The sequence below is a fragment of the Promicromonospora panici genome, assembly GCF_900608595.1.
Taxonomy (GTDB): Bacteria; Actinomycetota; Actinomycetes; order Actinomycetales; family Cellulomonadaceae; genus Promicromonospora; species Promicromonospora panici.
Map to the genome: position 1 here is coordinate 94,598 of NZ_UWYY01000023.1, position 23,526 is coordinate 118,123.

Annotated in this window: 18 protein-coding genes; 1 reads left to right on the forward strand and 17 read right to left on the reverse strand. The window is 72.7% G+C overall.

What is annotated here, in order from left to right; translation table 11 throughout:
* Nucleotides 1-17: 17 nt before the first annotated feature.
* From EW117_RS24135 to EW117_RS24180, 11 genes are all read right to left on the reverse strand, one after another.
* Complete coding sequence (locus EW117_RS24135) at nt 18-1,694, reverse strand: CTP synthase (protein ID WP_129789283.1); 1,677 nt, start codon at nt 1,692-1,694, stop codon at nt 18-20.
* Nucleotides 1,695-1,820: 126 nt separating this feature from the next.
* Nucleotides 1,821-3,563 (reverse strand): murein biosynthesis integral membrane protein MurJ, encoded by a 1,743-nt coding sequence (murJ, locus tag EW117_RS24140; RefSeq protein WP_129789284.1) that lies wholly within the window; start codon nt 3,561-3,563, stop codon nt 1,821-1,823.
* A complete protein-coding gene (locus EW117_RS24145; protein ID WP_242504507.1) occupies nt 3,560-4,519 on the reverse strand; it encodes a hypothetical protein in 960 nt (319 codons plus the stop codon). The genes murJ and EW117_RS24145 overlap by 4 nt, the downstream gene beginning before the upstream one ends.
* Nucleotides 4,520-4,620: 101 nt before the next feature.
* Nucleotides 4,621-5,580: a copper transporter gene (locus EW117_RS24150; protein ID WP_129789285.1), complete on the reverse strand. Its 960-nt coding sequence runs from the start codon at nt 5,578-5,580 to the stop codon at nt 4,621-4,623.
* A gap of 91 nt (nt 5,581-5,671) precedes the next feature.
* Entirely contained in the window at nt 5,672-6,895 is a 1,224-nt protein-coding gene (gene steA / locus EW117_RS24155; protein ID WP_129789286.1) for a putative cytokinetic ring protein SteA, read from the reverse strand.
* Nucleotides 6,896-6,900: 5 nt separating this feature from the next.
* Complete coding sequence (gene recN, locus EW117_RS24160) at nt 6,901-8,655, reverse strand: DNA repair protein RecN (RefSeq protein ID WP_129789287.1); 1,755 nt, start codon at nt 8,653-8,655, stop codon at nt 6,901-6,903.
* Between the two features lie 8 nt (nt 8,656-8,663).
* Nucleotides 8,664-9,605 carry an NAD kinase gene (locus EW117_RS24165; protein WP_129789288.1) on the reverse strand — a complete coding sequence of 314 codons (942 nt, stop codon included), beginning with the start codon at nt 9,603-9,605 and terminating at the stop codon, nt 8,664-8,666.
* Nucleotides 9,602-10,582: a TlyA family RNA methyltransferase gene (locus tag EW117_RS24170; RefSeq protein ID WP_129789289.1), complete on the reverse strand. Its 981-nt coding sequence runs from the start codon at nt 10,580-10,582 to the stop codon at nt 9,602-9,604. Before EW117_RS24170 ends, EW117_RS24165 begins: the two co-directional genes overlap by 4 nt.
* A gap of 11 nt (nt 10,583-10,593) precedes the next feature.
* Nucleotides 10,594-10,770, reverse strand: a complete 177-nt coding sequence (locus EW117_RS29540) for a hypothetical protein (RefSeq protein ID WP_165362845.1) — start codon at nt 10,768-10,770, stop codon at nt 10,594-10,596.
* Between the two features lie 280 nt (nt 10,771-11,050).
* Nucleotides 11,051-12,064 (reverse strand): HAD-IIA family hydrolase, encoded by a 1,014-nt coding sequence (locus EW117_RS24175; RefSeq protein ID WP_129789290.1) that lies wholly within the window; start codon nt 12,062-12,064, stop codon nt 11,051-11,053.
* Nucleotides 12,061-13,263: a hypothetical protein gene (locus EW117_RS24180; RefSeq protein WP_129789291.1), complete on the reverse strand. Its 1,203-nt coding sequence runs from the start codon at nt 13,261-13,263 to the stop codon at nt 12,061-12,063. The genes EW117_RS24175 and EW117_RS24180 overlap by 4 nt, the downstream gene beginning before the upstream one ends.
* Here EW117_RS24180 and EW117_RS30560 point away from each other — a divergent pair.
* The gene (locus tag EW117_RS30560; protein ID WP_129789292.1) at nt 13,207-14,760 is read left to right on the forward strand and encodes a hypothetical protein; all 1,554 of its coding nucleotides are present in this window, start codon (nt 13,207-13,209) and stop codon (nt 14,758-14,760) included. The genes EW117_RS24180 and EW117_RS30560 overlap by 57 nt on opposite strands.
* Before the next feature lie 34 nt (nt 14,761-14,794).
* On the opposite strand, the gene EW117_RS24190 is transcribed toward EW117_RS30560, so the two are convergent.
* From EW117_RS24190 to EW117_RS24215, 6 genes are all read right to left on the reverse strand, one after another.
* Nucleotides 14,795-16,612, reverse strand: a complete 1,818-nt coding sequence (locus EW117_RS24190) for an L-lactate permease (RefSeq protein WP_129789293.1) — start codon at nt 16,610-16,612, stop codon at nt 14,795-14,797.
* 174 nt (nt 16,613-16,786) lie between these two features.
* On the reverse strand, nt 16,787-18,106 hold the full coding sequence (glcF, locus tag EW117_RS24195) for a glycolate oxidase subunit GlcF (protein ID WP_129789294.1): 1,320 nt from the start codon (nt 18,104-18,106) through the stop codon (nt 16,787-16,789).
* On the reverse strand, nt 18,106-19,368 hold the full coding sequence (locus EW117_RS24200; RefSeq protein ID WP_129789295.1) for an FAD-binding oxidoreductase: 1,263 nt from the start codon (nt 19,366-19,368) through the stop codon (nt 18,106-18,108). Before EW117_RS24200 ends, glcF begins: the two co-directional genes overlap by 1 nt.
* On the reverse strand, nt 19,368-20,843 hold the full coding sequence (locus EW117_RS24205; protein ID WP_129789296.1) for an FAD-linked oxidase C-terminal domain-containing protein: 1,476 nt from the start codon (nt 20,841-20,843) through the stop codon (nt 19,368-19,370). Before EW117_RS24205 ends, EW117_RS24200 begins: the two co-directional genes overlap by 1 nt.
* A 63-nt stretch (nt 20,844-20,906) precedes the next feature.
* Nucleotides 20,907-22,544 (reverse strand): malate synthase A, encoded by a 1,638-nt coding sequence (gene aceB / locus EW117_RS24210; RefSeq protein ID WP_207212023.1) that lies wholly within the window; start codon nt 22,542-22,544, stop codon nt 20,907-20,909.
* 80 nt (nt 22,545-22,624) lie between these two features.
* Nucleotides 22,625-23,371: an IclR family transcriptional regulator gene (locus tag EW117_RS24215; protein WP_165362846.1), complete on the reverse strand. Its 747-nt coding sequence runs from the start codon at nt 23,369-23,371 to the stop codon at nt 22,625-22,627.
* Between the last annotated feature and the right edge of the window lie 155 nt (nt 23,372-23,526).

Sequence of the window (23,526 nt, forward strand, 5' to 3'; positions counted from 1 at the left end):
CGCGATTCCGATGCCGCTCACGAGGACTGCTTCTCGAGCGCCGCTGCGATGAGGCCGGCGAACAGCGGGTGCGCACGCGTGGGTCGCGACTTGAACTCGGGGTGCGCCTGCGTGGACACGTAGTACGGGTGCATGTCGGCCCGCAGCTCGACGAACTCGACGAGCGACGAGTCGGGCGACGTGCCGGAGATCAGCAGACCCGCCTCCTCCAGCTCGCCGCGGTAGGCGTTGTTCACCTCGTAGCGGTGCCGGTGCCGCTCGGACACGCGCTCACTGCCGTACGCCTTGGCCACCACGGAGCCGGCGGTCAGCTGCGCCTGGTAGGCGCCCAGGCGCATGGTGCCGCCCATGTCGCCCTCACCCTCGACGATCGCCTTCTGCTCGGCCATGGTCGCCACGACCGGGTGGCTGCTCGTCGGGTGGAACTCGGTCGACGACGCGTCGTCCCAGCCCAGCACGTTGCGCGCGTACTCGATGACCATCGACTGCAGACCCAGGCAGATGCCGAGGGTCGGCACGAGGTTCTCGCGCGCCCAGCGCAGCGCCCCGACCTTGCCGTCGATGCCGCGCACACCGAAACCGCCGGGTACCAGCACGGCGTCGACGCCCTCGAGCGAGGCCTTGGCGCCCTCCGGCGTCTGGCAGTCGTCGGCCGCGACCCAGCGGATGCCGACCTTCGCGTCGTTCGCGAAGCCGCCGGCCCGCAGCGCCTCCGTCACGGACAGGTAGGCGTCGGGCAGGTCGATGTACTTGCCGACCAGCGCGACCTCGACGTTGTGCTCCGGCTCGTGCACCCGCTCCAGGAGGCGGCTCCACCCGTCCCAGTCGACGTCGTGGAAGGGCATGCCCAGGCGGCGCACCACGTAGGCGTCCAGGCCCTCGGCGTGGATGACGCGCGGGATGTCATAGATCGACGGGGCATCGGCGCAGTTGATCACTGCCTCGTTGTCGACGTCGCACATCAGCGCGATCTTGTTCTTGATGCTCTCGGGCACCACGCGGTCGGAACGCAGCACGATGGCGTCCGGCTGGATGCCGACCGTGCGCAGCGCGGCCACGGAATGCTGCGTGGGCTTGGTCTTCAGCTCGCCCGACGGGCCGATGTACGGCACGAGCGAGACGTGCAGGAAGAACACGTTGTCGCGGCCGAGCTCGTGTCGCACCTGGCGCGCGGACTCGAGGAAGGGCTGCGACTCGATGTCGCCGACGGTGCCGCCGATCTCCGTGATGATCACGTCGACGGCCTCGGATGCCTGCTCGCGCATCCGGAACTTGATCTCGTCGGTGATGTGCGGGATGACCTGCACGGTGTCGCCCAGGTACTCGCCGCGGCGCTCCTTCGCGATGACGCGGGAGTACACCTGGCCGGTCGTCACGTTGGACGACGCCGGGAGCTCGATGTCGAGGAACCGCTCGTAGTGCCCGATGTCCAGGTCGGTCTCGGCGCCGTCCTCCGTGACGAAGACCTCACCGTGCTGGAACGGGTTCATCGTGCCGGGATCCACGTTGAGGTAGGGATCCAGCTTCTGCATGGTGACGCTGAGGCCACGCGAGCGAAGAAGACGGCCGAGCGACGACGCCGTCAGCCCCTTGCCGAGAGAGGACGCCACACCACCGGTGACGAAGATGTGCTTGGTCGGCGTGGAGGCGCCGGACCGATGACGGGACTGGAGACTGCTTCGGTGTTCGACCACGGAACTCCATCCTATCCGAGGTACAGCGTGCTGGTGGTGTAATCACCCGCACAGCCGTTGTTCACTCAGGGTTTGCCGGTTGGTTCCGACGAGTCTGCCCCCGTGGAGCCCGTCGCGCTCGGTAAATCAGGCCTTTCGGGAGAACTTCCTCCCCATTTTCCGTACCCGCGGTCCGACGGCGGCACGCAGGTCCCGGTCGAGCAGCACGGCGAGCAGCAGCGTGACGAGCGCGGCCAGCAGGCCCACGGCGAGTCCGAGCCCGAGGGCGGCGGCGAAGTCGCCGCCGTCGAACGGCACCTCGCGCGCCGGTGCGTACGCGAACCACCCGAACGTACGGCTCTGCGGCGCCAGCCACGCAGGCACCAGCCACCCGACGGTGGCCCCCACCGTCGTCGCGACGACGAGTACCGCGAGCGCCCGCCAGACGCCGCCCAGCGCCTCAGGGCCGAGGTGCCTGCGGACGGCGAGGAGCAGACCGAGACCGGCCACGACCATCCCGGCTGTGCCGACGGCCCCCAGGACCGCCATGACGTCGGTCCGCAGCAGGTACTCCGAGCAGGACGGTCCCGCGCAGCCGCGCCAGGGCGCGCCGCCGTCGAACAGCAGCGGCACGACGGCCGCTCCGATCGCGGACACGCCCCACCCGCTCGCGGTGGCGATGACGGCGGCCCGGCCGTGGTCGACGGCGTACAGAGCGCGCGACAGGTGCAGGATCAGCGCGAACCCGATCAGGCCCGGCGCCATCGCGGTGAGCCCGACGGCCATGCCGAGGGCGTCGCCGAGCACGATGAGGTCGAACACGTCCTCGACGTACGGCGCGGCCGCGACGAGGGCCGCCACGCCCACGGCGGTCACGAGCAACAGGGTGCGCGTCGTGCGGGCCACGAGGGAGCGCAGCTCGTCGAGCCGGCCGGCCGACGCGTGCTCAGCGAAGTGCGGGAAAGCGCTGGTCGCGATGGGGAACGCGAGCACCGCGTACGGCAGCAGGTAGACCTGCTGCGCGTACAGGTAGACCGAGAGCGTGCCGTCGCCGCCCGCGGCGTTGGCCGCGCGCAGCGTCAGGAACACCGAGAGCTGCTGGGCGACGAGCGCGCCCACGCCGGCAAAGGCCAGGCGCGCGGCGCGCGGGCCCTCCCCCGACGGGAACCGGAGCGTGGGCCGCAGCCGCAGCCCGGTGCGCCACACGGGCACCACGAGTGGCAGCGCCAGGAACAGGACGCCGACCGTGGTCCCCCACGCCAGCCACTCCAGCGCCCGGCCGGACAGCTCGGCGACGTCCTGCTGGTCGCCGTGTGCGAGCGCGCCGAAGACCGCATAGACGACGATCACGACGAGGCTGGAGACCAGTGGCGCGAACGCCGGCCAGAAGAACCGCTTGTGCGCCTGCAGGATGCCGCCCAGCACGACGGCCAGGCCGTACAGCGGCACCTGGACGGCGAACACCCGCAGGAACGCCGTGGCGACGTCCACCTGCGCCGGGTCGTCCAGCCCGGTCAGGCTGATGATCGGGCGGGCCAGGAGCGCCATGAGCCCGGCCAGCGGCACGAGCACGACGAGTGTCCAGCCGAGCAGCGCCGAGGCAATCCTCGACGCCTGCTCCTTCGAAGCTGCGGTGCCGTCGGAGGTGAACGCCGCGCGGCTCAGCGGGCCGGCCAGCAGCGGCACGACGGCGCCCGCGAGCGCGCCGCCCGCCGCCACCTCGAACAGGAGGTTGGGCAGCTGGTTGGCGGAGTTGAAGACCGTCCCGACGCCGTCGGACCCGAGCCATGCGCCCTGCGCGAGCCAGCGGCCGAAGCCGACCATGCGGCTGGCGAGGGTGACGACCGTGACGAGCAGCGCGGCGCTCGCCAGGGTTCTGACGCGGCTCACGCGCCCGGGGAAGCCATGGGGTCGGTGACGGAGGTCGAGCGCACCCCGCTGGTCGAGCCTGTCGAGACCTCGTCACCGGTCTCGGCAGCCTCGGTCACCGACCCGGGCACGGTGTCGGCCGCCGGCCGCCGGCCGAGCATGTCCACCTTGTTCAGCCACTCGTTCCCGGCGATGACCTTCGAGAAGCTGACCTTCTCCGACGCCAGCATGAGCCCGACGACGCCGGCGAGCGCCGCCCACCGCACCGCCCGGGGTGCGCCGAACGCGATCTGGCTGCCGACCAGGGCGCCGACTGCGTTGGCGCCGCCGTCGCCCAGCATGTCCTTCTCCCCCAGGTCGCCGGGGGCCGCCGCCGCTGCCGCGCCCAGGACGGCGCCGGTGGCGCCCGCCCCGCCGAGCATGAACGGGAGGCTCGCCGCCGCACCCGCCTTGAGGGCACGGCCGGGCCGCAGGTCGAAGAGGTTGATCAGGTTCGCGGTGCCACCGATGAGGGCGCCGTTGAGCCCGACGTCGACCAGGTGCCCGAACGCGCTGCCCGTGCGCCGGGTGCCCACCGCCGCCGCCACGAGGGCGGAGCCGGAGATGCCGAGCACCTTGAGCCCGCCGGTCGTCAGGTGGCCCTCCTTGAGCGCGCCCAGGTGGCCCCTGAGGCCCTTGGTACGCACGGAGGTGTCTTCGGCCAGGTCGTCTACCAGGCCGAAGGCGCCCGCGGCGGCCGTCGCGAACGCCGTCGCCCCGGGGGCGTTGCCGCCCCCGACTGCCGCGCCGGCCACGAGGCCCGCCGCGACGGCGGGGCCTTCCAGCAGGCTGATCGGCTCGCCGCGGTGGTTGGTCCGCGTCCACGTCGAAGGGCCGCCGAGGCCGCCCTCCGCCACCTTCTCCTCGAGCTTGCGGCGTGCGAACGCCGTCGCGACTCCGGCAACGATGCCAGCGGCGATGAACCGTCCTGCACCCATGACGACTACCCCTCGTTCGAGACTCTATTGGTTGTGAGCGTGATCGTTGCGACTATGCGCCCGTTTCAGGCGCAACGATCGCGCCCACAGCGAAGGCTCGCCTAGCCGACCGGCGGCAGGACCGCCGTCGCGTCCTCCTCGAGGCCGTACTGGCCGACGACGCCGTCCAGCCGCGCGGCGACGGCGAGCGGCACGTTGGTGCGGCCCACGAGCCGGTCGACGCCGCTCACCGTGGTGACCTCGGCGGCGATCTCCTCGTCGTCGCGCACCGCCTGCACCGTGTCGCCGGCCTCGTCGGTCGGCCCGGCGAGCACCGCGGCGCCCGAGACGTCCTGGGCCGCGCGCGTCACGGCGGTCCACACGTCCGGGGTCGGCTCGGTCTCCTCGGTGGCGCCCTCCGCCGTGGCCTGCGGCTGCCCGGCCGAGCCCACGAGCAGCACGAGCGCCTGCGCGGGCGCGGTCTGCTCGTCGCCCGGCTCGATGAAGCCGAACCGTTCCAGCTGCGCCTCGAGGTCAACGGCCTGCGAGCTGCGGACCGCCTCGCCGCCCCCGCCCTCGCTGCCGGTGAGCGCCAGCGCGAGTGCCGCGCCGAGCGTTGCGCTCGAGTCGTCGCCCTCGGGTGCCGCGGCACCGAGGCTGGCGCGCAGGCCCTCGGCCACGGTCTCGCGGGACGACTCCTCGGCGCTGTCGGTCCAGACCTCCGTGAGCACGGACTCGGACACGACGTTCGCGCCAGCGGTGTCGAGCTGGTTGAGGACGCCCTCGTGGATGTCCTCCGGGATCTCGCCGAGCTGGACGACGGCCACCCGGGTGTCCTGGAGCGAACCGGTGACGAGCTGCGTGCCCACTGCCTGGATGTAGCGCTCGTCGCCGTCGAGTGCGCTCTGCGTGGCGTCCAGCTCGGTGCGCAGCTCGGTGCGCTCGGCGCGCAGCGCGTCCACCTGTTCCGTCAGTGTCTCTCCGATCGCTCCCTGCAGGGGGCCGGCGCCGAGGATGATGCCTACCGCGAGGGCCAGGAAGACGGAGATGAGCGAGACGAGGTGGTATCGGAAGTCGATCACGGTAGGGAGGAGTCCTTAAGCATGTTCCGGGCGGTCATAGCCCGGCATCAGGTCGGGGCGGCAAGAGGTCCAGGAGCGAGCTCCGGACCGGTCAGCCGCCGAACAGGTTACCGATCGAGGACACGACGTCGTCGAAGCGTGCCCCGATCAGTCCGAAGAAGGTCTGGCCCGCCGACGTCGAGGCCAGCGCCGCGAGCACCGCCGCGACGCCCGCACCCGAAAGCAGCGTGAGCTGGGTGTTCGAGATGCGCGTGCGGTACAGCCGGGACACACCCTTGGCGTCCACGAGCTTGCCACCGACCCGCAGCCGGGTGAGGAAGGTCGAGGCCATGCCCGCGCGTCCCTTGTCGAGGAACTCGACGAGGGTGGCATGCGTGCCGACGGCGACGATGAGCTCCGCACCCTTGTCGTCGGCCAGGAGCATGGTGATGTCCTCGCTGGTCCCGGTGGCGGGGAAGACCACGGGGTCCACGCCGAGCGCCTTCACGCGCTCCAGCCCGGGAGCCTTGCCGTCGCGGTACGCGTGCACGACGATCTCCGCGCCGCAGGCCAGGGCCCGGTCGGACACGGAGTCCATGTCGCCCACGATCATGTCAGGCTGCCAGCCCGCGTCGATGATCGCGTCCGCGCCGCCGTCCACACCGATCAGCACCGGCGAGTTCTCCCTGATGTAGGAGCGCAGCAGCGCCAGGTCCTCCCGGTAGTGGTAACCGCGCACCACGATCAGTACTTGACGCCCCTCGATGGAGGTGCGGATGTCGGGCACTCCCACGCCATCGAGCAGGAGGTCCCGCTCGCGGCGCAGGTACGTCATGGTGTTCTCGGCGAACCGCTCGATCTCGGCCGACAGCCCCTCGCGGGCAGCGGCCATGTTCGCGGCCACCGTCTGCGACGTCTGATAGGTGCCCTTGGCCACCACCTCGCCGCCGACGACTATCTCGCCGCCGACGATCTCGACCTCGGCGCGCTCGTCCAACCCCATGATCGTCGGGCCGAGGTCGTCCACCAGGACGATCCCGGCCTCGACCAGGATGTTCGGACCCGTGTTGGGGTACCGGCCCGATGTCGACGGAGCGGCGTTCAGCACGGCGACCGGCCCGGCGGACACGAGGGCGTCCGCGGCCACGCGGTCGATGTCGACGTGGTCGATCACCGCGACGTCACCGTGGTCGAGCCGGGACGTGAGCTCCTTGGTGCGCGCTCCGATCCGGGCAGGACCGTGCACGGCGGCCTGCGTCAGTGCCAAGGACTGCGCGGTGGCGCTCTTCGCGGCGCTCTTGTCGGCGCGCTTCTCGGGTCGGGAGATCAGCTTCATCCGGTCTATCGTCCCACGACCGAGGATTCCAGGAGCTCCAGCGCGTGGGTCCGCGCCGTCTCCGAGTCGTCCTGGCCGGACAGCATGCGCGCCAGCTCCCGCACTCGTGCGTCAGCAGTGACCTCTCGCACGCCCGTAACCGTGATCATTCCGTCATCTTCACCCTGCGTGGTGGCGTCTCCGTCGGAGCTCTTGGTGACCACGAGATGCGCGTCCGCGAAGGCCGCGACCTGGGCCAGGTGGGTCACGACGACCACCTGGGTGCTGCGTCCGAGCTGCGCCAGACGGCGGCCCACCTCGACGGCGGCCCGGCCACCCACGCCGGCGTCGACCTCATCGAACACGAACGTGCTGCGCGGGGTGTCGGCTGTGCGCTCCGCGGCGGCGCCGCCAGACGTCGCCAGGGCCACCTCGAGCGCGAGCATCACGCGGGAGAGCTCACCGCCGGACGCGCCCTTGCCGAGCGGCCGTTCCGGCGCGCCCGGGTGCGGCACGAGCAGGAAGGTCACCTGGTCCGCGCCGAACGGGCCCGGCTGCTCGAGCGGCTCCACCGAGACGACGAGGTGGGCGCCGCCCATCGCAAGACCGTGCAGCTCATTGGTCACGGCGTCGGCCAGCTGGGACGCGCCACGGGCCCGCTCGGCGGTGAGGATCTCGGCCAGCCGCGCCAGCTCGCCGTCCAGCTCCGCCACGCGGTCGCGCATGGACGCGAGCCGGTCCCCGCCGTCGTCCAGGTCGAGCAGGCGCAGGCCCGCGTCGCTCGCCCACTGCAGCACCTCGTCGATGGTCTCGCCGTAGGAGCGGGTCAGCGCGTTCAGCTCAGCCATGCGGTTGTGCGCCGTCTCGAGCCCGGCCGGGTCCGCCTGCAGGTTGTCGACGTAGGCGGCGACGTCGGTGGCGACGTCGGACAGCAGGTAGCCCACCTCGGCGAACCGCGTGGCGAGCGCGCCGAGCTCCGCGTCGGAGTGCGCGGCGGCGTCCAGGGCGCGCCGTGCGCGCTCGACCAGCGCTATCGCGTTCTCCCGCGCGCCGTCGGCGTCCTCGCCGGCCACCGCCTCGTGTGCCTCGGTCGCCGCGGTGCGCAGGCCCTCCGCGTTGGACAGGCGCTCGATCAGGGCCTGCAGCTCGGCATCCTCGCCCGTCTGCGGGTCCACCCGCTCGATCTCCTCCAGGCCGATGCGCAGCAGCTCGACCTCGCGCGCCCGCTCGGCGCCGCGTGCCTCCAGGTCCGCGATCTCGGTCAGCAGGCCGCCCCGCTCGCTCCACGCCGCGCGGTAGGCGCCCAGCACCCGCTGGTGGGCCGGGCCCACGAACGTGTCCAGGGCGTCGCGCTGCTTGGCCGACGTGCGCAGCCGCAGCTGGTCGGACTGGCCGTGCACCGTGAACAGGTCCTCGGCGATCTCCGCGAGCACACCTTGCGGCACGGCCCGGCCGCCCAGGTGGGCGCGCGACCGGCCGTCGGCGATCGTGCGCAGGATCACGACGGTTCCGTCGTCCTCCACCTCGCCGCCCGCCTCGTCGACCCGTTCCAGCACGGCGTCGCGGCCGGAGACCCGCACCCGGCCCTCCACCGCCGCCGACGACGCGCCGGGGCGCACCGACTGCGGATCCGCCTTGGCGCCCATGAGCAGGTTGAGGCCCGTGAGCACCATCGTCTTGCCCGCGCCGGTCTCACCCGTGATGACGGTCAGGCCGTCGGACAGGGGTACCCGGGCCGAGCGGATGACGCCCAGGTTCTCGATAGCGATCTCCTCGAGCACCTGACTCCTCAAATCTCTGGTGTGGTCTCCGCAGAAGGTACATCCTCCGCGACAGCGTTCCCCGACCCGACACGGTCCCGCCAGCCCGATACGGGAAGATTGAACTTCGACACGAGGCGGTCCGTGAACGGCGCCGTCGAGAGCCGTGCGAGCCGCACCGTACCGCCCTGACGCACCACGACGCGAGATCCGCGGGGCAGCCGGATCTCCCGCCGCCCGTCGCAGGTCAGCACGCCCTCGACGGTCGACTGCGGCAGCACGTCGACCGTGTACCGCGACCGCGGGCCGATCACGAGCGGCCGCGCGAACAGCGCGTGCGCCGCCAGCGGCACCATGAGCACGGCGTCGACGTCGGGCCAGATCACCGGGCCGCCGCCCGAGAAGGCGTGCGCGGTGGAGCCCGTGGCCGTCGACATGATCAGGCCGTCGCACCCGAACGAGAGCAGCGGACGCCCGTCCACCCCGATCGCCACCTCCAGCATGCGGTCGCGGGTGGCCTTCTCGACCGTCGCCTCGTTCAGGGCCCAGCCCACCACCGGCTCCGCTGTGCCGGGCAGGTGCACCGCGACGTCGACCGTCGCGCGCTCCTCCACCTCGTAGTCGCGGGCCGCGAGCCGCTGCACGGCAGCCCGCAGGTCCTCCCGCTCCGACTCCGCAAGGAACCCGACGTGCCCCAGGTTCACGCCGAGCAGGGGCACGTCCGTGCCCCGGGTCAGCTCCGCCGCCCGCAGGATCGTGCCGTCGCCCCCGAGCACCATCACCGCCTCGGCCCCTGGGACGCCCTCGCGGACGCGGTTGGCGGCCATGTGGTCGCCGAACTCCTCGGCCAGCGCGTCGTCGTGCAGCGTGTACTCGAAACCCGCAGCCTTCAGCTCGCGCACGGCCTCGGACAGTGCCGCGACCGCCCGCGGGCGCCCGCCATGGGTCACGATCAAGACGCGCCTGGTCACGGCTTCCGCCCCTTCTGCTCGTCGGACCGCTCGATGTCCAGCCCGTCACCCCGCCACCCGCGCACGACGACGGCCGGCGGCTCCGGCGGGTGACCGGGCCGGTCACCGGTCTCGCCCTGTGCCGGGTCCCAGGCCACCGCTGCGGCGACAGCGTCCGCCACGGCCCGGTCGTGCTCGCGGGCCTGGTCGCCGGCGCCCCCGGCGGACAAGGGTCCGGCACCGGGGGCCAGCCACACAAAAAACTCGCGGTTACCACTCGGGCCCGGCAGCGGGCTCGGTACCACCGCGCACGCCCTCAGGCCCGCCTGTTCCGCGGCACGCACCACGCCCCGGACCGCGTCGGCGTGCAGGGCGGGCTCACGCACCACGCCGCCGCTGCCCAGCCGCTCGCGCCCGACCTCGAACTGCGGCTTGACCATCAGCAGCGCCTGCGAGCCCGGCCGCAGCACGCCCGCCACGGCCGGCAGCACCACGGTCAGGGAGATGAACGAGAGGTCGGCGACCACCAGGTCGGGCGCCTGCGCGAGGTCGTCCGGCGTCAGGTCGCGGACGTTGTGGCCCTCGACGACCGTCACCCGATCGTCGGCCCGCAGCGCCGGCACCAGCTGGTCGTGCCCCACGTCGACCGCGACCACGTGGGCGGCGCCCCGGCGCAGGAGCACGTCGGTGAAGCCGCCCGTGGACGCCCCGAGGTCGGCGCAGAACGCGCCCTCGACGCGCGGCCCGCCCGGAACCCGGGCCAGCGCGTCCAACGCGCCGGCCAGCTTGAGCGCGGCGCGCGACACGAACTCGTGCTCCGGGTCGGGCCCGGGCGCGACGGACACGTCCGCGCCGTCGGCCACCGCCGACGACGGCTTGACCACCGCCCGGCCCTCGATCCGCACGCGACCGGAGGCGACGAGCTCCGCGGCGTGCCGCCGTGACCGGGCCAGCCCACGGCGGACCAGCACCGCGTCCACCCGCGCGCTCGCTGTCATCGTCACCACCGTCAGGCGTCACCGCTCAGATGCGCCCGCAGGGCGTCGTGCACGGTCTCGAACCGGGCGACGTGGTCCGCCGGCGGCAGGTCGTCGAGCCCGTCGAGCGCATCAAGGGCATTCCGGACGCCCGCGTCGGGATCGGCCGGGCCGCTCGAAGGTCCTTCGGTCTCGTAGAACTCGTCCATCGTGCGTCAACGCTCCACTGTGCTCGTTCGTGCCCGTCGGCGCCTGTCGCGCCTGCCTCGGGCCGTCTGCCTGCTGCCACACACGGTACCCGCCACCTCCGACAGAACCCGGGAGAAGTAACCGGACTCCGCCGACGGCGACGGGCCCCGCAGCCGAATGCAGACTTTCTCGCGCCCGCGACGAGCGACTGCAGACCTTGGTGCGGACGGGCACCCCGTATCCGCTACCAACTCTGCACTCACCGAATCAGGGGGCGGCGAAGTCTGCGCTCGGAACGGCTCAGGCGGAGACGGCAAGGTCCGGGACCGTCTCCTCCGCCACCGTCTCCCCCGCGTCGACGGCGGACCACACCGCGGCGCACGCGGCGCGCACCAGGTCGATCCCCGAACCGTCGAGCCGCAGCCCGCCGTCGGCCACTTGGGCGGCCGCCCCACCGCAGACGTGCCAGCCGTCGGTGAGGACCGGCGCGGGGTGCGGCTCCAGCAGCGCCCGGAGGTCGGCGCCCAGGAACGACGGCCGCTCCCCCGGCACGGCGAGCACGGCGTCGCGCGCCGTCGAGACCCCCGTCAGCACGTGCAGGCCGGGGTACCCGCCGCCGCGCGCGCCCGCGAGGTCCGTGTCCAACCGGTCGCCGATCACCAGCGGCCGGGTGGCCTCGGCCCGCTCGACCGCCAGCCGGTACATGGTGGGCGACGGCTTGCCCGCGCTGTCCGGGGTGATGCCGGTGGCCGACCGCACGGCGCCGACCAGCGCGCCGTTCCCCGGCGCGAACCCGCGCGCCGTCGGGAGCGACAGGTCCAGGTTGCTCGCCACGTGCCACGCGCCGCTGCCCACCGCGTAGGCGGCCTCGGCGAGCTGGGTCCAGCCCACCTCGGGCGCGTATCCCTGCGCGACGGCGTCCGGCTCGTCGTCCGCCGAGTCCACCACGGTGAAGCCCGCCGACCGCACGGCCGTCACCAGGCCCTTGCCGCCCACGACCAGCACCTTCGCCCCCGGGTCCAGCCGGGTGGTGAGCAGCGCGGCACACGCCTGAGCGGCAGTCATCACCTCGTCCGGGTCCGTCGGGATGTCCAGGCCCGTGAGCTGCCCGGCGACGTCCTCCGGCTCGCGCGACGCGTTGTTCGTCACGAACACCAGCCGCATCCCGCCCGACCGCGCCGCGGTCAGGCTGACCGACGCGTGCTCGATCGGCAGGTGCCCCTTGTACGCCACGCCGTCCAGGTCGACGAGCGCGAGGTCGTAGGCAGTGGCGAGCGGGGCGTCGCTCGCCAGCAGCCCGGCAGCTGCCCTCACTCCTTCTCCTGCCCGACGTCGGACCGGTCGCCCTCGGTGTCCGCTGCATCCTCGGTGCCGTTCACCTCGGGCGCGGTGGGTGCCTCGCCGGCGTCCGGCTGGTCGTCCGTGGGCTCGTCCGCCTCGTCGGCGGGCTTCTCCGCGGGCTCCTCGTCGGACTCTTCAGCGGACTCCTCGTCGGACTCAGGGTCGCTCGGCTCGTCGACGGCGTCCGCCTCGGGCTCGTCCTGGCCGTCGGACGGGGGGTCGCCCTCTTCGGGCTCGTCGTCCTCGTCGTCCTCTTCTGGCTCGTCGGCCGAATCGGCAGAGTCTGCCGAATCTCCAGAGTCGGCTGAGTCCGGCGAGTCCGCGGAGTCGGCGGAGTCGGCGTAGTCGGCGGAGTCCGACGAGTCCGACGAATCGGCGGAGTCCGCCGGCTCGTCCTCGCCCTCCTCCTCGTCGTCCGGCTCGCTGTCCGAGTCCTCGGACTCGTCGTCGGAGCCAGATTCGTCGTCGGACTCGTTGTCGGAGTCGGCCTCGTCCTTCGCGAACTCCTCCGGGTGGTCGGCGACGTACTCCTCCTCGGCGAGCGCCGCGTCGTCCTCGACGTCGAACACCGTGATGTCCTCGTCCGGAGCGGTCGCGCCGATCGCCCGCTCGAGCGCCTTGCTGTCGACCGAGGCGAGCAGGGCCGCGGCCTCGTCGGTCCGGCCGGCGGCCTCGAGCGCCAGCGCGCGCGCCTGCAGGACCCGCAGGCCGAGATCACCCTGGGCGTCCTCAGCCGCGACCTTGTCGAGCACGGCCAGGGCGGCGTCATGCTCGCCCAGGTCAGAGCGGGCGCCGCTCGCCACGATCGCGAGCTCGACGCGTCCGGTCGCGTCGAGCGACGCGGCCTCCTCCGACGCCGCGAGCGCCAGTGCGCGCTCCGGACGGCCGAGGCCGCGCTCGGCATCGGCCATGATCGGCAGGTGCTCCGAGGAGCCGTTGAGCCGGCGGACGGTGCGCAGCTCGCGCAGCGCCTCCGCGAAACGGTTCGTGTGGTAGGCGGCCAGGCCCGCGGCCTCACGAACGATGTCGATCCGGCCCGCGCCGCGCACGGCCGCCTGGGTGTGCTCGTAGGCACGCTCCGGGTCGACGTCGAGCAGCCGGCCCGCCATCACGAGGTGCAGCCCGACGTACTCGGCGTGCTCCTTGCTCAGCCCGCGCAGGCGCCCGCGCACGTCGCGGTCGAGCTGGCTGAACGACGCGTCCTCGGCGATCTCCGGCTCCGGAGGGCGCGGGGCGCGCTCCTCGCGCTCGCCCCGGGCGTCCTGGCGCGGACGGTCGTCGCGGTCGCCGAACGAACGACGCGGACGGTCCCCACCACGGTCGTCCCGGCGCGGACGGTCACCGTCGTTGCCCCGGAACGAACGGGCCGGGCGGTCGTCGCGGCCCCGGGAGTCCCGGGCACCGCGGTCCTCGCGGTCGCCGAACGAGCGTCGCGGACGGTCGTCGTCCCGGCGTGCGGGACGGTCCGTGCCGCGGTCGTCACGACGGGCCGGGCGCTCGGCGCCCCGCTCCTCGAACGAACGGCGAGGACGATCGCCACCACGGTCCTCGAAGGAGCGGCGCGGACGGTCGCCATGACTCGGACGGTCGCTGTCGCTCCCACGGAACGGACGAGCCCCGCGGTCGTCGCGCCCCTGGCTGTTCCGGGCACCGCGGTCGTCGCGGTCGCCGTGGGGACGGCGCGGACGCTCGTCGTCGCTGCGCCGGAACGGACGGTCGGTACCCCGGTCGTCGCGGCGCGGACGGTCGCCGCGGTCCTCGAAGGAGCGGCGCGGACGGTCGTCGCGGTCGCCGAACGAACGGCGCTGCCGGTCATCGTCGTTGCGCCGGAACGGGCGGTCGGTACCCCGGTCGTCACGACGGTACGGCCGGTCGCCGTCCCGGCGCGCCGGACGGTCGCCGCCGCGGTCCTCGAACGAGCGGCGCGGGCGGTCGTCGTCCCTGCGGGCCGGGCGGTCGTCGTCCCGGCGCACCGGACGGTTCCCCCCGCGGTCGTCGAAGCTGCGCCGCGGCCGGTCGTCACGGTCGCCGAACGAACGCCGCGGCCGGTCGTCACGGTCGAAGCTCCGGCGCGGAGCGTCGTCCCGGCGTGCGGGACGGTCGTCGTCCCGGCGCGCCGGACGGTCGTGCTCGCGCCGCACAGGACGCCCGCCGTCGCGACGCACCGGCCGGTCGCCGCCGCGGGCGTCCCGGTCCTCGTACGGCCGACGCGAACGATCGCCCTCGTTCCCGCCGCACGGGCGGTCAGTGCGTGCGCCGCGGTCGTCGCGGCCGCCGCGGTTGTCCCGGTCCCCGTAGGAACGGCGCGGACGGTCGTCATCGTTGCGGCGGGGCGCGCGGTCGCCGGCGCCTCGGTCGTCGCGACGAGGGCGGTCGGCCCCGCGGTCCTCGTACGACCGGCGCGGACGGTCGTCGTCCCGGCGCGGAGCGTCGCCACCGCGAGGGCCGTCGTACCGGCGGCCCCGGTCACCACCGCGCTCTCCGCCGCGGTCGTCGCGACGCGGCCCCCGGCCTTCGTTGCGGCTGGCGCCCTTGCGCTCGCCGCGGCGGTCGCCCTCGCGGTCGTTCCCCTGGTCACGGGGCGTTTCGTTCACGGTGTTCCCTTCGATGACAGATGCCCGCCCATTCTCCCATGCGGGCGCCCGTCTCCCGGGACCGAAGAGCTGTGACGTGCGCGGCCGACGCCGTCCGCGCACCACGCTGTCACACCCGCGCCGGAACGACCTCCGGGTTGTAGGCGTCGGACTTGCGCAGCATGCGCATCGCCGTCAGCACCAGGGCGGCGACCACGACCAGCAGCACGACCAGACCCGCGTTGAACGCGAATCCGAAGATCCACAGGTAGCCGATGCCGCCCGCCGCGAGGCAGTAGTAGGTCATCGGCAGGATCGTCTTGCGAATCAGGTCGCCCTCGCGCCCGAGCAGGCCCACGGTCGCGGCGGCGGCCACCACGTTGTGCACGGCCACCATGTTGCCCGCGGCCCCGCCCACGGCCTGCAGCGCGACCACGGTCTCGGGCGACGCCGCGCCGACGCCGAGCCCGGTGTTGAACTGGAACAGCGAGAACATCATGTTGGACACCGTGTTCGAGCCGGCCACGAACGCCCCGAGGGCGCCGATGAACGGCGACACGATCGGCCAGCCCTGCCCGGCCAGGTCGGCCGCGGACTGCGCCACGGTGACGGGCATCGAGTCCAGCCCGGCGGCGTTGAAGTCGGGCCCGGAGTTGATGAAGATGCGCACCAGCGGCACCGCGCAGAGCAGCGCGAACGCCGCCCCGCCGAGCTGTCCTCCGGCGACCTTCCACGACGCCTTGATCTGCTCGCCCTTCATGCCGTGCAGCACGTACGTGAGGAGGCACGCGAGCAGGAAGATCGCGCCCGGCGAGTACAGCAGCTCCAGGTTCTGGCTGATCCCGGTGCCGAAGATGTTCGCCACCTCGAGCGCCGCCGGGCCCATGAGGAAGTCCTTGATCGCCGGGACGTTCCGGGTGACGAGAATCAGCGCCGCCACGATCACGTACGGCGACCAGGCCCGCGCCATCGACATCTTGCGAGTCAGCGTGGCCGCTTCCTTCGTCGGGTCGACGGTGCCCATCCAGCGGTCGCTCCAGCGCTCGCGCGGCGGGAAGTCCCACACGTCCTTGGGCATGAGGAAGCCCTTCGAGGACGTGAACATCACGAGCACCAGCCCGAGGAACCCACCCAGCATCGCGGGGAACTCCGGCCCCAGCACGTAGGCGACGGTCACGTACGGCACGATCATCGCGAGCGCGGCGTAGATCGCGAACGGCGCGACGGCGAGGCCCGAGCGGAACGACCGCTTCTCGCCGTAGAACCCGCACATCAGAGTGACCAGGATGAGTGGCACCAGGATGCCGACGATCGCGTGGATGGTCGCCACCTGGGTGGCGGTGTGGGCGACGAAGCCCAAGTGGTCCAGCCCCAGGGCGTCGGCCCGCGCCTGCACCTCGGGTGCGAGCGCGCCGGAGGTGTCGGCCAGCCCGGTCCCGATCCCGGTCAGCATCGGCGTGCCGACGGCGCCGAAGCTCACCGGCGTGGACTGGATGATGAGGCCGGCCATGACGGCGGCCGCGGCGGGGAACCCGAGCGCCAGCAGCAGCGGCGCGACGACGGCGGCGGGCGTGCCGAACCCGGCGGCGCCCTCGATGAACGACCCGAACAGCCAGGCGATGATGATCACCTGGACCCGCCGGTCGGGGCTGATCGTGGTGAAGCCCGCGCGGATGGTCTCCAGCGCGCCGCTCTTGGTGAGGGTCTCCAGCATGAGCAGCGCGCCGAAGATGATCCAGAGCAGGCCGATCGCGATCAGCAGGCCCTGCACCACCGACGCGCTGATCGCGACCAGCGACATCTTCCACGCGAACAGGGCGATGACCACGACCACCGCGAGGCCGACCGGCATGGCCGTCCGGGCGGGCCATCGGAACCCGAGCAGGAGGGTTCCCACGACGAGGATCGGGAGGAGGGCGAGCAGGGCAAGGACGCCGAGGTTCTCCATGGTGACTCCAGTCCGGCCGCGCTGCCGGGTAGGGTTCGCTAGATATTTCGCATGTCGGAACTATCACTCCACGTACCGACAAACGTAGCAGTTACCCCAGGCAAACGGGAGTACCAGAATTCACCCGAGCCCAAGCCGCCGACCGGACGCAGGCCCGGACCGGCACCCGCGGGCTCAGCCGACCAGCTCCCCCGGCCCGACGCCGCGCAGCGACGCGTCCAGGACCAGCACCATGTGCGCCGTCGGCATCTCCCGCCCCTGCCGGCGCAGCGCGTCGGTGATCTGCAGCAGGCAACCCGGGTTGGACGTGACCAGCAGGTCGGCGCCCGTCGCGGCCACGTTCGCGGCCTTCCGGTCCCCCAGCTCCCGCGCGGGCTCCGGGTTGGTCAGGTTGTAGATGCCCGCGGACCCGCAGCACATGTCGCCGTCGCCGATCTCCTTGACCACGAGCCCCGGGATCGTCGCGAGCACCGCCCGCGGCTGCGCTTTCACACCCTGGGCATGCCGCAGGTGACACGCATCGTGATAGGCGACGGTCATCGGCAACGGGTGCCGCGGCGCGACGGGTTCCAGCTCGGCCAGCACCTCCGAGATGTCCCGGGTCCTCGCCGCGAAGTCCGCCGCCCGCTCCGCGTACTCGGGGTCGTCCGCGAGCAGGTCCGCGTAGTCCTTCATGGTGGACCCGCACCCGGCCGAGTTGGCCACTATCCGCTCCACGCCCGCGCCCGCGAACGTGTCGATGAGCGCCCGCGCGTAGTCGAGCCCCTCGCTCTCGCGCCCCGCATGCACGGACAACGCCCCACAGCACCCCTGGTCGGGCGGCACGACGACGTCGCATCCCTCCGCCGCCAGCACCCGCGCCGTGGCGGCGTTGACACCCGGGTAGAACTCCCGCTGCACGCAGCCCAGCAGCATCCCGACGGTCATCCGCTTCGCGCCGACGGCGGGCACGAGCGCGGGCACCGGAACCCGCGGCCCCACCGGCGGCGCGATGGCCTCCATCGTCGCCAGCGTCGGGGACATCCGTGCGAGCGCAGGCCGCACCAGCCTCGACAGGCCCATGCGCTGGTACAGCGCGAGCAGGGGTCGGACCAGCCGCAGCCGCTCGGGGCGGGGGAACAGCGCGAAGATCGCCGACCGCAGCAGCCGCTGCCCCCGCGTTCGGTGCTCGGCGCCGCGCCGCTCGACCTGCTGCCGGGTCGCCTCGAGGAGATTGTCGTACTGCACCCCGGACGGGCACGCGGTCACACACGCCATGCAGCCGAGGCACGCGTCGACGTGCTGCACCAGCGACGGCGACATGGGCTCGCCCTCGAGCCCTTCCTTCATGAGATAGATCCGCCCGCGCGGCGAGTCCATCTCCTCGCCCCACAGCGAGTACGTGGGGCAGGCCGGCAGGCAGAACCCGCAGTGCACACAGTCGTCGATCAGCTCGCGGGCGGGCGGATGATGCTCGTCGAACGCTCCGAGCAGGTCCGGCTTCGCCTCGGTCATCAGATGCCTCCCACGAATCGGCCGGGCGCCAGGTTGCGTCCGGGATCGAGCTGCCGCTTGACCGCGCGCATGATGTCGAGCCCGCCCACCGGCCCCCACGCGTCGAGCGCCGCGCGCACGTCCCGCGAGGCGCGCAGCACGGTCACGGTCCCCTCCCGCGGGCTGGGCGCTGCCCCCCGGAGGTGCCCGACGGCGGACGCGGTCGCCTCGGGCGATCCCGTCACCACCACATGCAGCACCCCGGCGGCGGTCCCGCGCAGGGCCACGCCGACGCCGTACCGCTGCTCCGCCTCAAGCGCCGCCACCAGCAGACCAGCCACCCCGGTGAGCGTCGCGGTCGCCTTGGCATAGGTTTCGACAGGCTCAGCCCGCATCGCCCCCGGCAACGCCGCCCACCACCCGGGCGGCACGTCCTGGACCCGCCCGCCCAGCACCTCCGCCGCGGCAGCAGCCCGAGGCCCGACGGCGTTCCCCGACCCCTCCAGCAGCACCGCCGCCTCGGCGACGTCGCTCCCCGCGGGCCGGTCGATCTCCACGGCGGCAGGCGCGAGCTGCGAGGCGACGACGTCACGGGCCCGGGCGGCGACGTCGGCCAGCGGGCCGGTGGCGAGGACGAACGCCCGTTCCGGCCGGGCCGGGTGCAGCCGGAACGCGGCCCGCACCACCACCCCGAGGGTGCCGTACGCGCCGGTCAGCAGCTTGGCCAGGTCGTACCCGGCGACGTTCTTGACCACCTTGCCGCCCGAGGACGCGACGGTGCCGTCGGCGAGCACGACCGTGGCCCCGAGCACCAGGTCGCGGATCCCGCCGCGCTGCAGCCGGCGCGGCCCGGACGCACCGGTCGACAGCGCGCCGCCCACAGTGGAGCCGCCCTCGAGCCGTTCCGGCGGCAGGTCCACGACGAGCTCCTGCGCGGCTGCCCCGACGGTCTCCAGCAGAGCTGCGACGGGCAGCCCTGCCTCGGCCACCGCCACGAGGTCGCCCGCGCCGTGCTCCACGAGCCGGTCCAGGCCCGTGGTGTCCAGGACCAGGTCCACGCGCTCAGGTGGCGCGCCCCAGTCCAGGGCCGTCGCGGCGCCGCGGGCCACGGTGACCAGCCCCTGCGCGGTCGCCTCGCGCAGCACACCGGCCACTCCGTCCGCCGACGCCGGCCGCGCGACCGCCGTCGCGGGCACCCCGTCCACGGCGTCGGCCGGACCCGCCTCCCGGACCTCGCCGCCGTCCTGCTTCAGCGCGTCCTCGAGCCGCTGCAGGTCCGCCATCAGAAGACCTCCGCCACGCCGGACTCCGCCAGCGGGTGCGCGCCCCGGTGCCGGCCCGGCTGCTCGCCGCACAGCCGTGGCGTCGGGAACACCTTGCCCGGGTTGGCGATGCCCTCCGGGTCGAAGGCGCAGCGCAGCGCCTGCATGGTGTCGAGATCGTCGGACGTGAACATGCGCGGCATGTGCTTGGCCTTGTCAGCGCCGACGCCGTGCTCGCCGGTGATCGAGCCGCCGTGCTCCAGGCACAGGTCGAGGATCCCGCCGGCCACCTCCTCGGCACGGTCGAAGGCGCCCTCGACCGAGCCGTCGAACAGCACCAGCGGATGCAGGTTGCCGTCGCCGGCGTGGAACACGTTCGCGACCCGCACTCCGGCGCTCTCGCCGAGCTCGGCGATCTGCCGCAGCACCAGCGGCAGCGCCGTCCGCGGGATCACGCCGTCCTGCACGATGTAGTCCGGACTGATCCGGCCCACCGCGGCGAACGCGGACTTGCGGCCCTTCCAGATCAGGGCGCGCTCCTCGTCGTCGGCCGCCACGCGCACCTCGAAGGCGCCTGCCTGGCCGCACAGCTGCACGACGTCGTCGAACTCCCCCGCGACGTCGGGCGACGGCCCGTCCAGCTCGACCACGAGGACGGCGCCCGCGCCGGCCGGGTAGTTGCAGTGCACTGCCGCCTCCGCGGCCTCGATCGCGAGGGCGTCCATCATCTCGATGGCGGCGGGGATCACGCCGGCGGAGATGATCGCCGAAGTGGCGGCCCCGGCGTCGTCCATGGAGCGGAAGGCCGCGAGCAGGGTCCGGACCTCTTGCGGGAGCCGCGTCAGGCGCACCGTGACCGAGGTGACGATGCCGAGCGTGCCCTCGCTGCCGACCAGCGCGCCGAGCAGGTCGTACCCGGGCGGATCGGGTGCCTTGCCGCCGATCTCGACCTGGTCGCCGCCGGGTGTCACCAGGTCGACGCCGGTGACGTGGTTGGTGGTGAAGCCGTACTTGAGGCAGTGCGCGCCGCCCGAGTTCTCGGCGACGTTCCCGCCGATCGAGCACACGGACTGGCTGGATGGGTCGGGCGCGAAGTAGTACCCGTCCGGGCTGGTCGCGGCCGTGAGCTGCAGGTTGATCACCCCCGGGTCGACGACGGCGCGCTGGTTCGCGACGTCCACCTCCCGGATCGCACGCAACTGCGACATGACCACGAGGACGCCCTCGGCGTGCGGCAGAGCACCGCCCGACAGCCCGGTCCCCGAACCGCGTGCGACGAACGGCACACCATGCCGCGCGCAGGCCCGAACGGCGGTCGCGACGTCGTCCGGGCTCCGCGCGAGAACCACCACACCCGGCACGACCCGATAGGCCGCCAGCCCGTCACACTCATACGTCCGACGCCGCTGCCGATCGGTGATCACCCGCTCGACACCGAGCTCGCCGCTGAGCTCAGCAATGACGACGTCCAACGCCGCGGCTGCAGCCATGGCCATGAGCAACCTCCTCGTTGCGGCCTGCTTCTTCAGCAGTTGTTGTGGGCACTCAACCGGCTCGGGTCAGGGCATTCGGTCGTAGGCCGGGAGCGTGAGGAAGTCCGCGTAGTCGTCCGCCACCGCCACCTCGAGGAACGTCTGCTTCGCCTCCTCGTAGTCTCCCGCGTCGTAGTCTCCCGCGTCGCCCGGCAGCTTGGCGATCTCCTCCTCGACGATCCGGTCGATCAGCTCACGCGTGACCTGGTGACCGGTGTCGGCGAGCGTCACGTCGTTGTGCAGCCACTGCCACACCTGCGACCGGGAGATCTCCGCGGTCGCGGCGTCCTCCATGAGATTGAAGATCGCGACGGCGCCGAGCCCGCCGAGCCACGCCTTGAGGTACTGGATGCCCACCGAGATGTTGTTCCGCAGACCCGCCTCAGTGACGTCCCCGGGTGTCGCGGCGACGTCGAGGAGCTGCGCCGCCGTGACGTGCACGTCTTCGCGAGTCCGGTCGATCTGGTTCGGCTTGTCGCCCAGCACGGAGGTGAAGACCTCTTTGCAGAGCTCCACCATGCCGGGGTGCGCCACCCAGGATCCGTCGAACCCGTCGTTCGCCTCGCGAGTCTTGTCATCACGGACCTTCGCGAACGCCGCCGCGTTGACGACCTCGTCGCGGCTCGGGATGAACGCGGCCATGCCGCCGATGGCGTGCGCCCCACGGGTGTGGCAGGTCTTGACCAGCAGCTCGGTGTACGCCCGCATGAACGGGACCGTCATCGTGACGGCGTTGCGGTCGGGCAGCATGAACTCCGTGCCGCGGGTGCGGAACGACTTGATCACCGAGAACATGAAGTCCCACCGGCCGGCGTTCAGGCCGGAGCTGTGGTCGCGGAGCTCGTAGAGAATCTCCTCCATCTCGAACGCCGCGGGGTAGGTCTCGATGAGGACCGTGGCGCGGATGGTGCCCTGCGGGATGCCGAGGAAGTCCTGCGCCAGCACGAACGCGTCGTTCCAGAGCCGCGCTTCCAGGTGCGACTCCATCTTGGGCAGGTAGAAGTACGGGCCCTGCCCCTTCTCGATCTGCCGCAGGCCGGCTGTGGCGAGATAGAGCGCGAAGTCCACCAGGCTGCCCGACATGGGTCGGCCGTCGACCAGGACGTGCTTCTCCGGCAGGTGCCAGCCGCGCGGGCGCACGATGATCGTGGCCAGCTCCTCGTCCGGCTTCAGTGCGTAGTGCTTGCCGTTCTCGCCGGTGAAGTCGATGGTGCGGTTGATGGCGTCGAGCAGGTTGAGCTGCCCGCCGACGACGGCGCTCCACTGCGGCGTGTTGGCGTCCTCGTGGTCCGCGAGCCATGCCTTCGCGCCGGAGTTCAGCGCGTTGATCGTCATCTTCCGGTCGGTGGGGCCGGTGATCTCGCACCGACGGTCCTCGATTCCGGGTGCCGGCGGGGCGACGCGCCACGTCGGGTCGTCGCGGATGTGCTTGGTCTCGGGCAGGAAGTCCAGGGTGCCGCCAGCGGCCAGGTCCTCGACCCTCCGCTGCCGGGCCGCGAGGAGCTCGAGACGCCGGTCGTCCAGCGCGCGGTGGAGGGCGACGATCAGCTCCAGCGCCCGCGGCGTCAGCACCTCCTCCGCGCGCGGTGCGATCTCGCCGGTGATCGTCAGGCCGTCCGGTGTGTCCACGTCTCTTCCCTCGGTCGATGGGCTTGATTCCTTCATCGCCATATTCCACGATGCGGAAACCAAATACTTCCTAGCGAAAACACTAGGTCGCCGACGGCGCGCGGTCAACGCAGGGCTCAGCCCCCGGACAGATCCGCCGCCACATCACGGGCGACCTCGTGCAGTACCGGCACCGCCCGCTCCCCGAACTCGAACGACACACGTGCCGCCGGGCCCGACACGGACAACGCCGTCGGCACCGGCGCGCCCGGCACGACGACGGCGAAGCACCGCACGCCGATCTCCTGCTCGCCGTCGTCCACGGCGTACCCGCGTTCGCGGATCTCGGTCATTGCCGCCAGTAGCGCGTCGACGTCGGTGATCGTCCGGTCGGTCGCGGGGGCCAGACCGGCCCTGGCCGCGATGTCGCGCACCGCCGCGTCGGGAAGCTCGCCCAGGAGCGCCTTGCCGACACCGGTGCTGTGCAGGTGCACGCGCCGCCCCACCTCGGTGAACATCCGCATAGAGTGCGACGACGCCGCCTGGGCCACGTACACGGCCATCTCTCCGTCGAGCATGGCGAGGTTCGCCGTCTCCCCGAGCTCACGCGCGATCCTCGCCAGGTGCCGCCGCGCGCCCGACCCGAGCTGGCGGCCCGCGGCCTCGCCCAGACGCATCATCCGAGCGCCGAGCGCATAACGTCGCGACGGAAGTCGCCGGGCATAGCCACGGGCCACCAAAGTCCGCATCAGTCGGTGGATGGTCGGCAGCGGCAGCCCCGACTGCTCCGAGAGCTCGCTCAGGCCGGCATCACCGCCCAGCTCTGCCAGAATCTCGAGCAGGTCGAGCGCTCGCTCGACCGACTGCACACCAGGCTCTGCCACGTCGCCTCCCGTTCGAACCGCCGGAGCTACCGGCCAACGGAAGTAGCATTCCACAAGGTGGAACAGACGTGTTGTGGCTCGGGCCGCGGGCCGGCGCGGTCCTAGAAATGCAGTAAGGGGGTGGGATGGTCCCTCACCTCACGGGTGAGAAGACC

Coding starts and splice junctions, on each gene's coding strand:
- EW117_RS24145 (WP_242504507.1), bottom strand. CDS start 4,519: ATGGGTGCAGGACGGTTCATCGCCGCTGGCATCGTTGCCGGAGTCGCG.
- steA (WP_129789286.1), bottom strand. CDS start 6,895: ATGAAGCTGATCTCCCGACCCGAGAAGCGCGCCGACAAGAGCGCCGCG.
- EW117_RS24170 (WP_129789289.1), bottom strand. CDS start 10,582: ATGACAGCGAGCGCGCGGGTGGACGCGGTGCTGGTCCGCCGTGGGCTG.
- EW117_RS29540 (WP_165362845.1), bottom strand. CDS start 10,770: ATGGACGAGTTCTACGAGACCGAAGGACCTTCGAGCGGCCCGGCCGAT.
- EW117_RS24190 (WP_129789293.1), bottom strand. CDS start 16,612: ATGGAGAACCTCGGCGTCCTTGCCCTGCTCGCCCTCCTCCCGATCCTC.
- glcF (WP_129789294.1), bottom strand. CDS start 18,106: ATGACCGAGGCGAAGCCGGACCTGCTCGGAGCGTTCGACGAGCATCAT.
- EW117_RS24200 (WP_129789295.1), bottom strand. CDS start 19,368: ATGGCGGACCTGCAGCGGCTCGAGGACGCGCTGAAGCAGGACGGCGGC.
- EW117_RS24205 (WP_129789296.1), bottom strand. CDS start 20,843: ATGGCCATGGCTGCAGCCGCGGCGTTGGACGTCGTCATTGCTGAGCTC.
- aceB (WP_207212023.1), bottom strand. CDS start 22,544: ATGAAGGAATCAAGCCCATCGACCGAGGGAAGAGACGTGGACACACCG.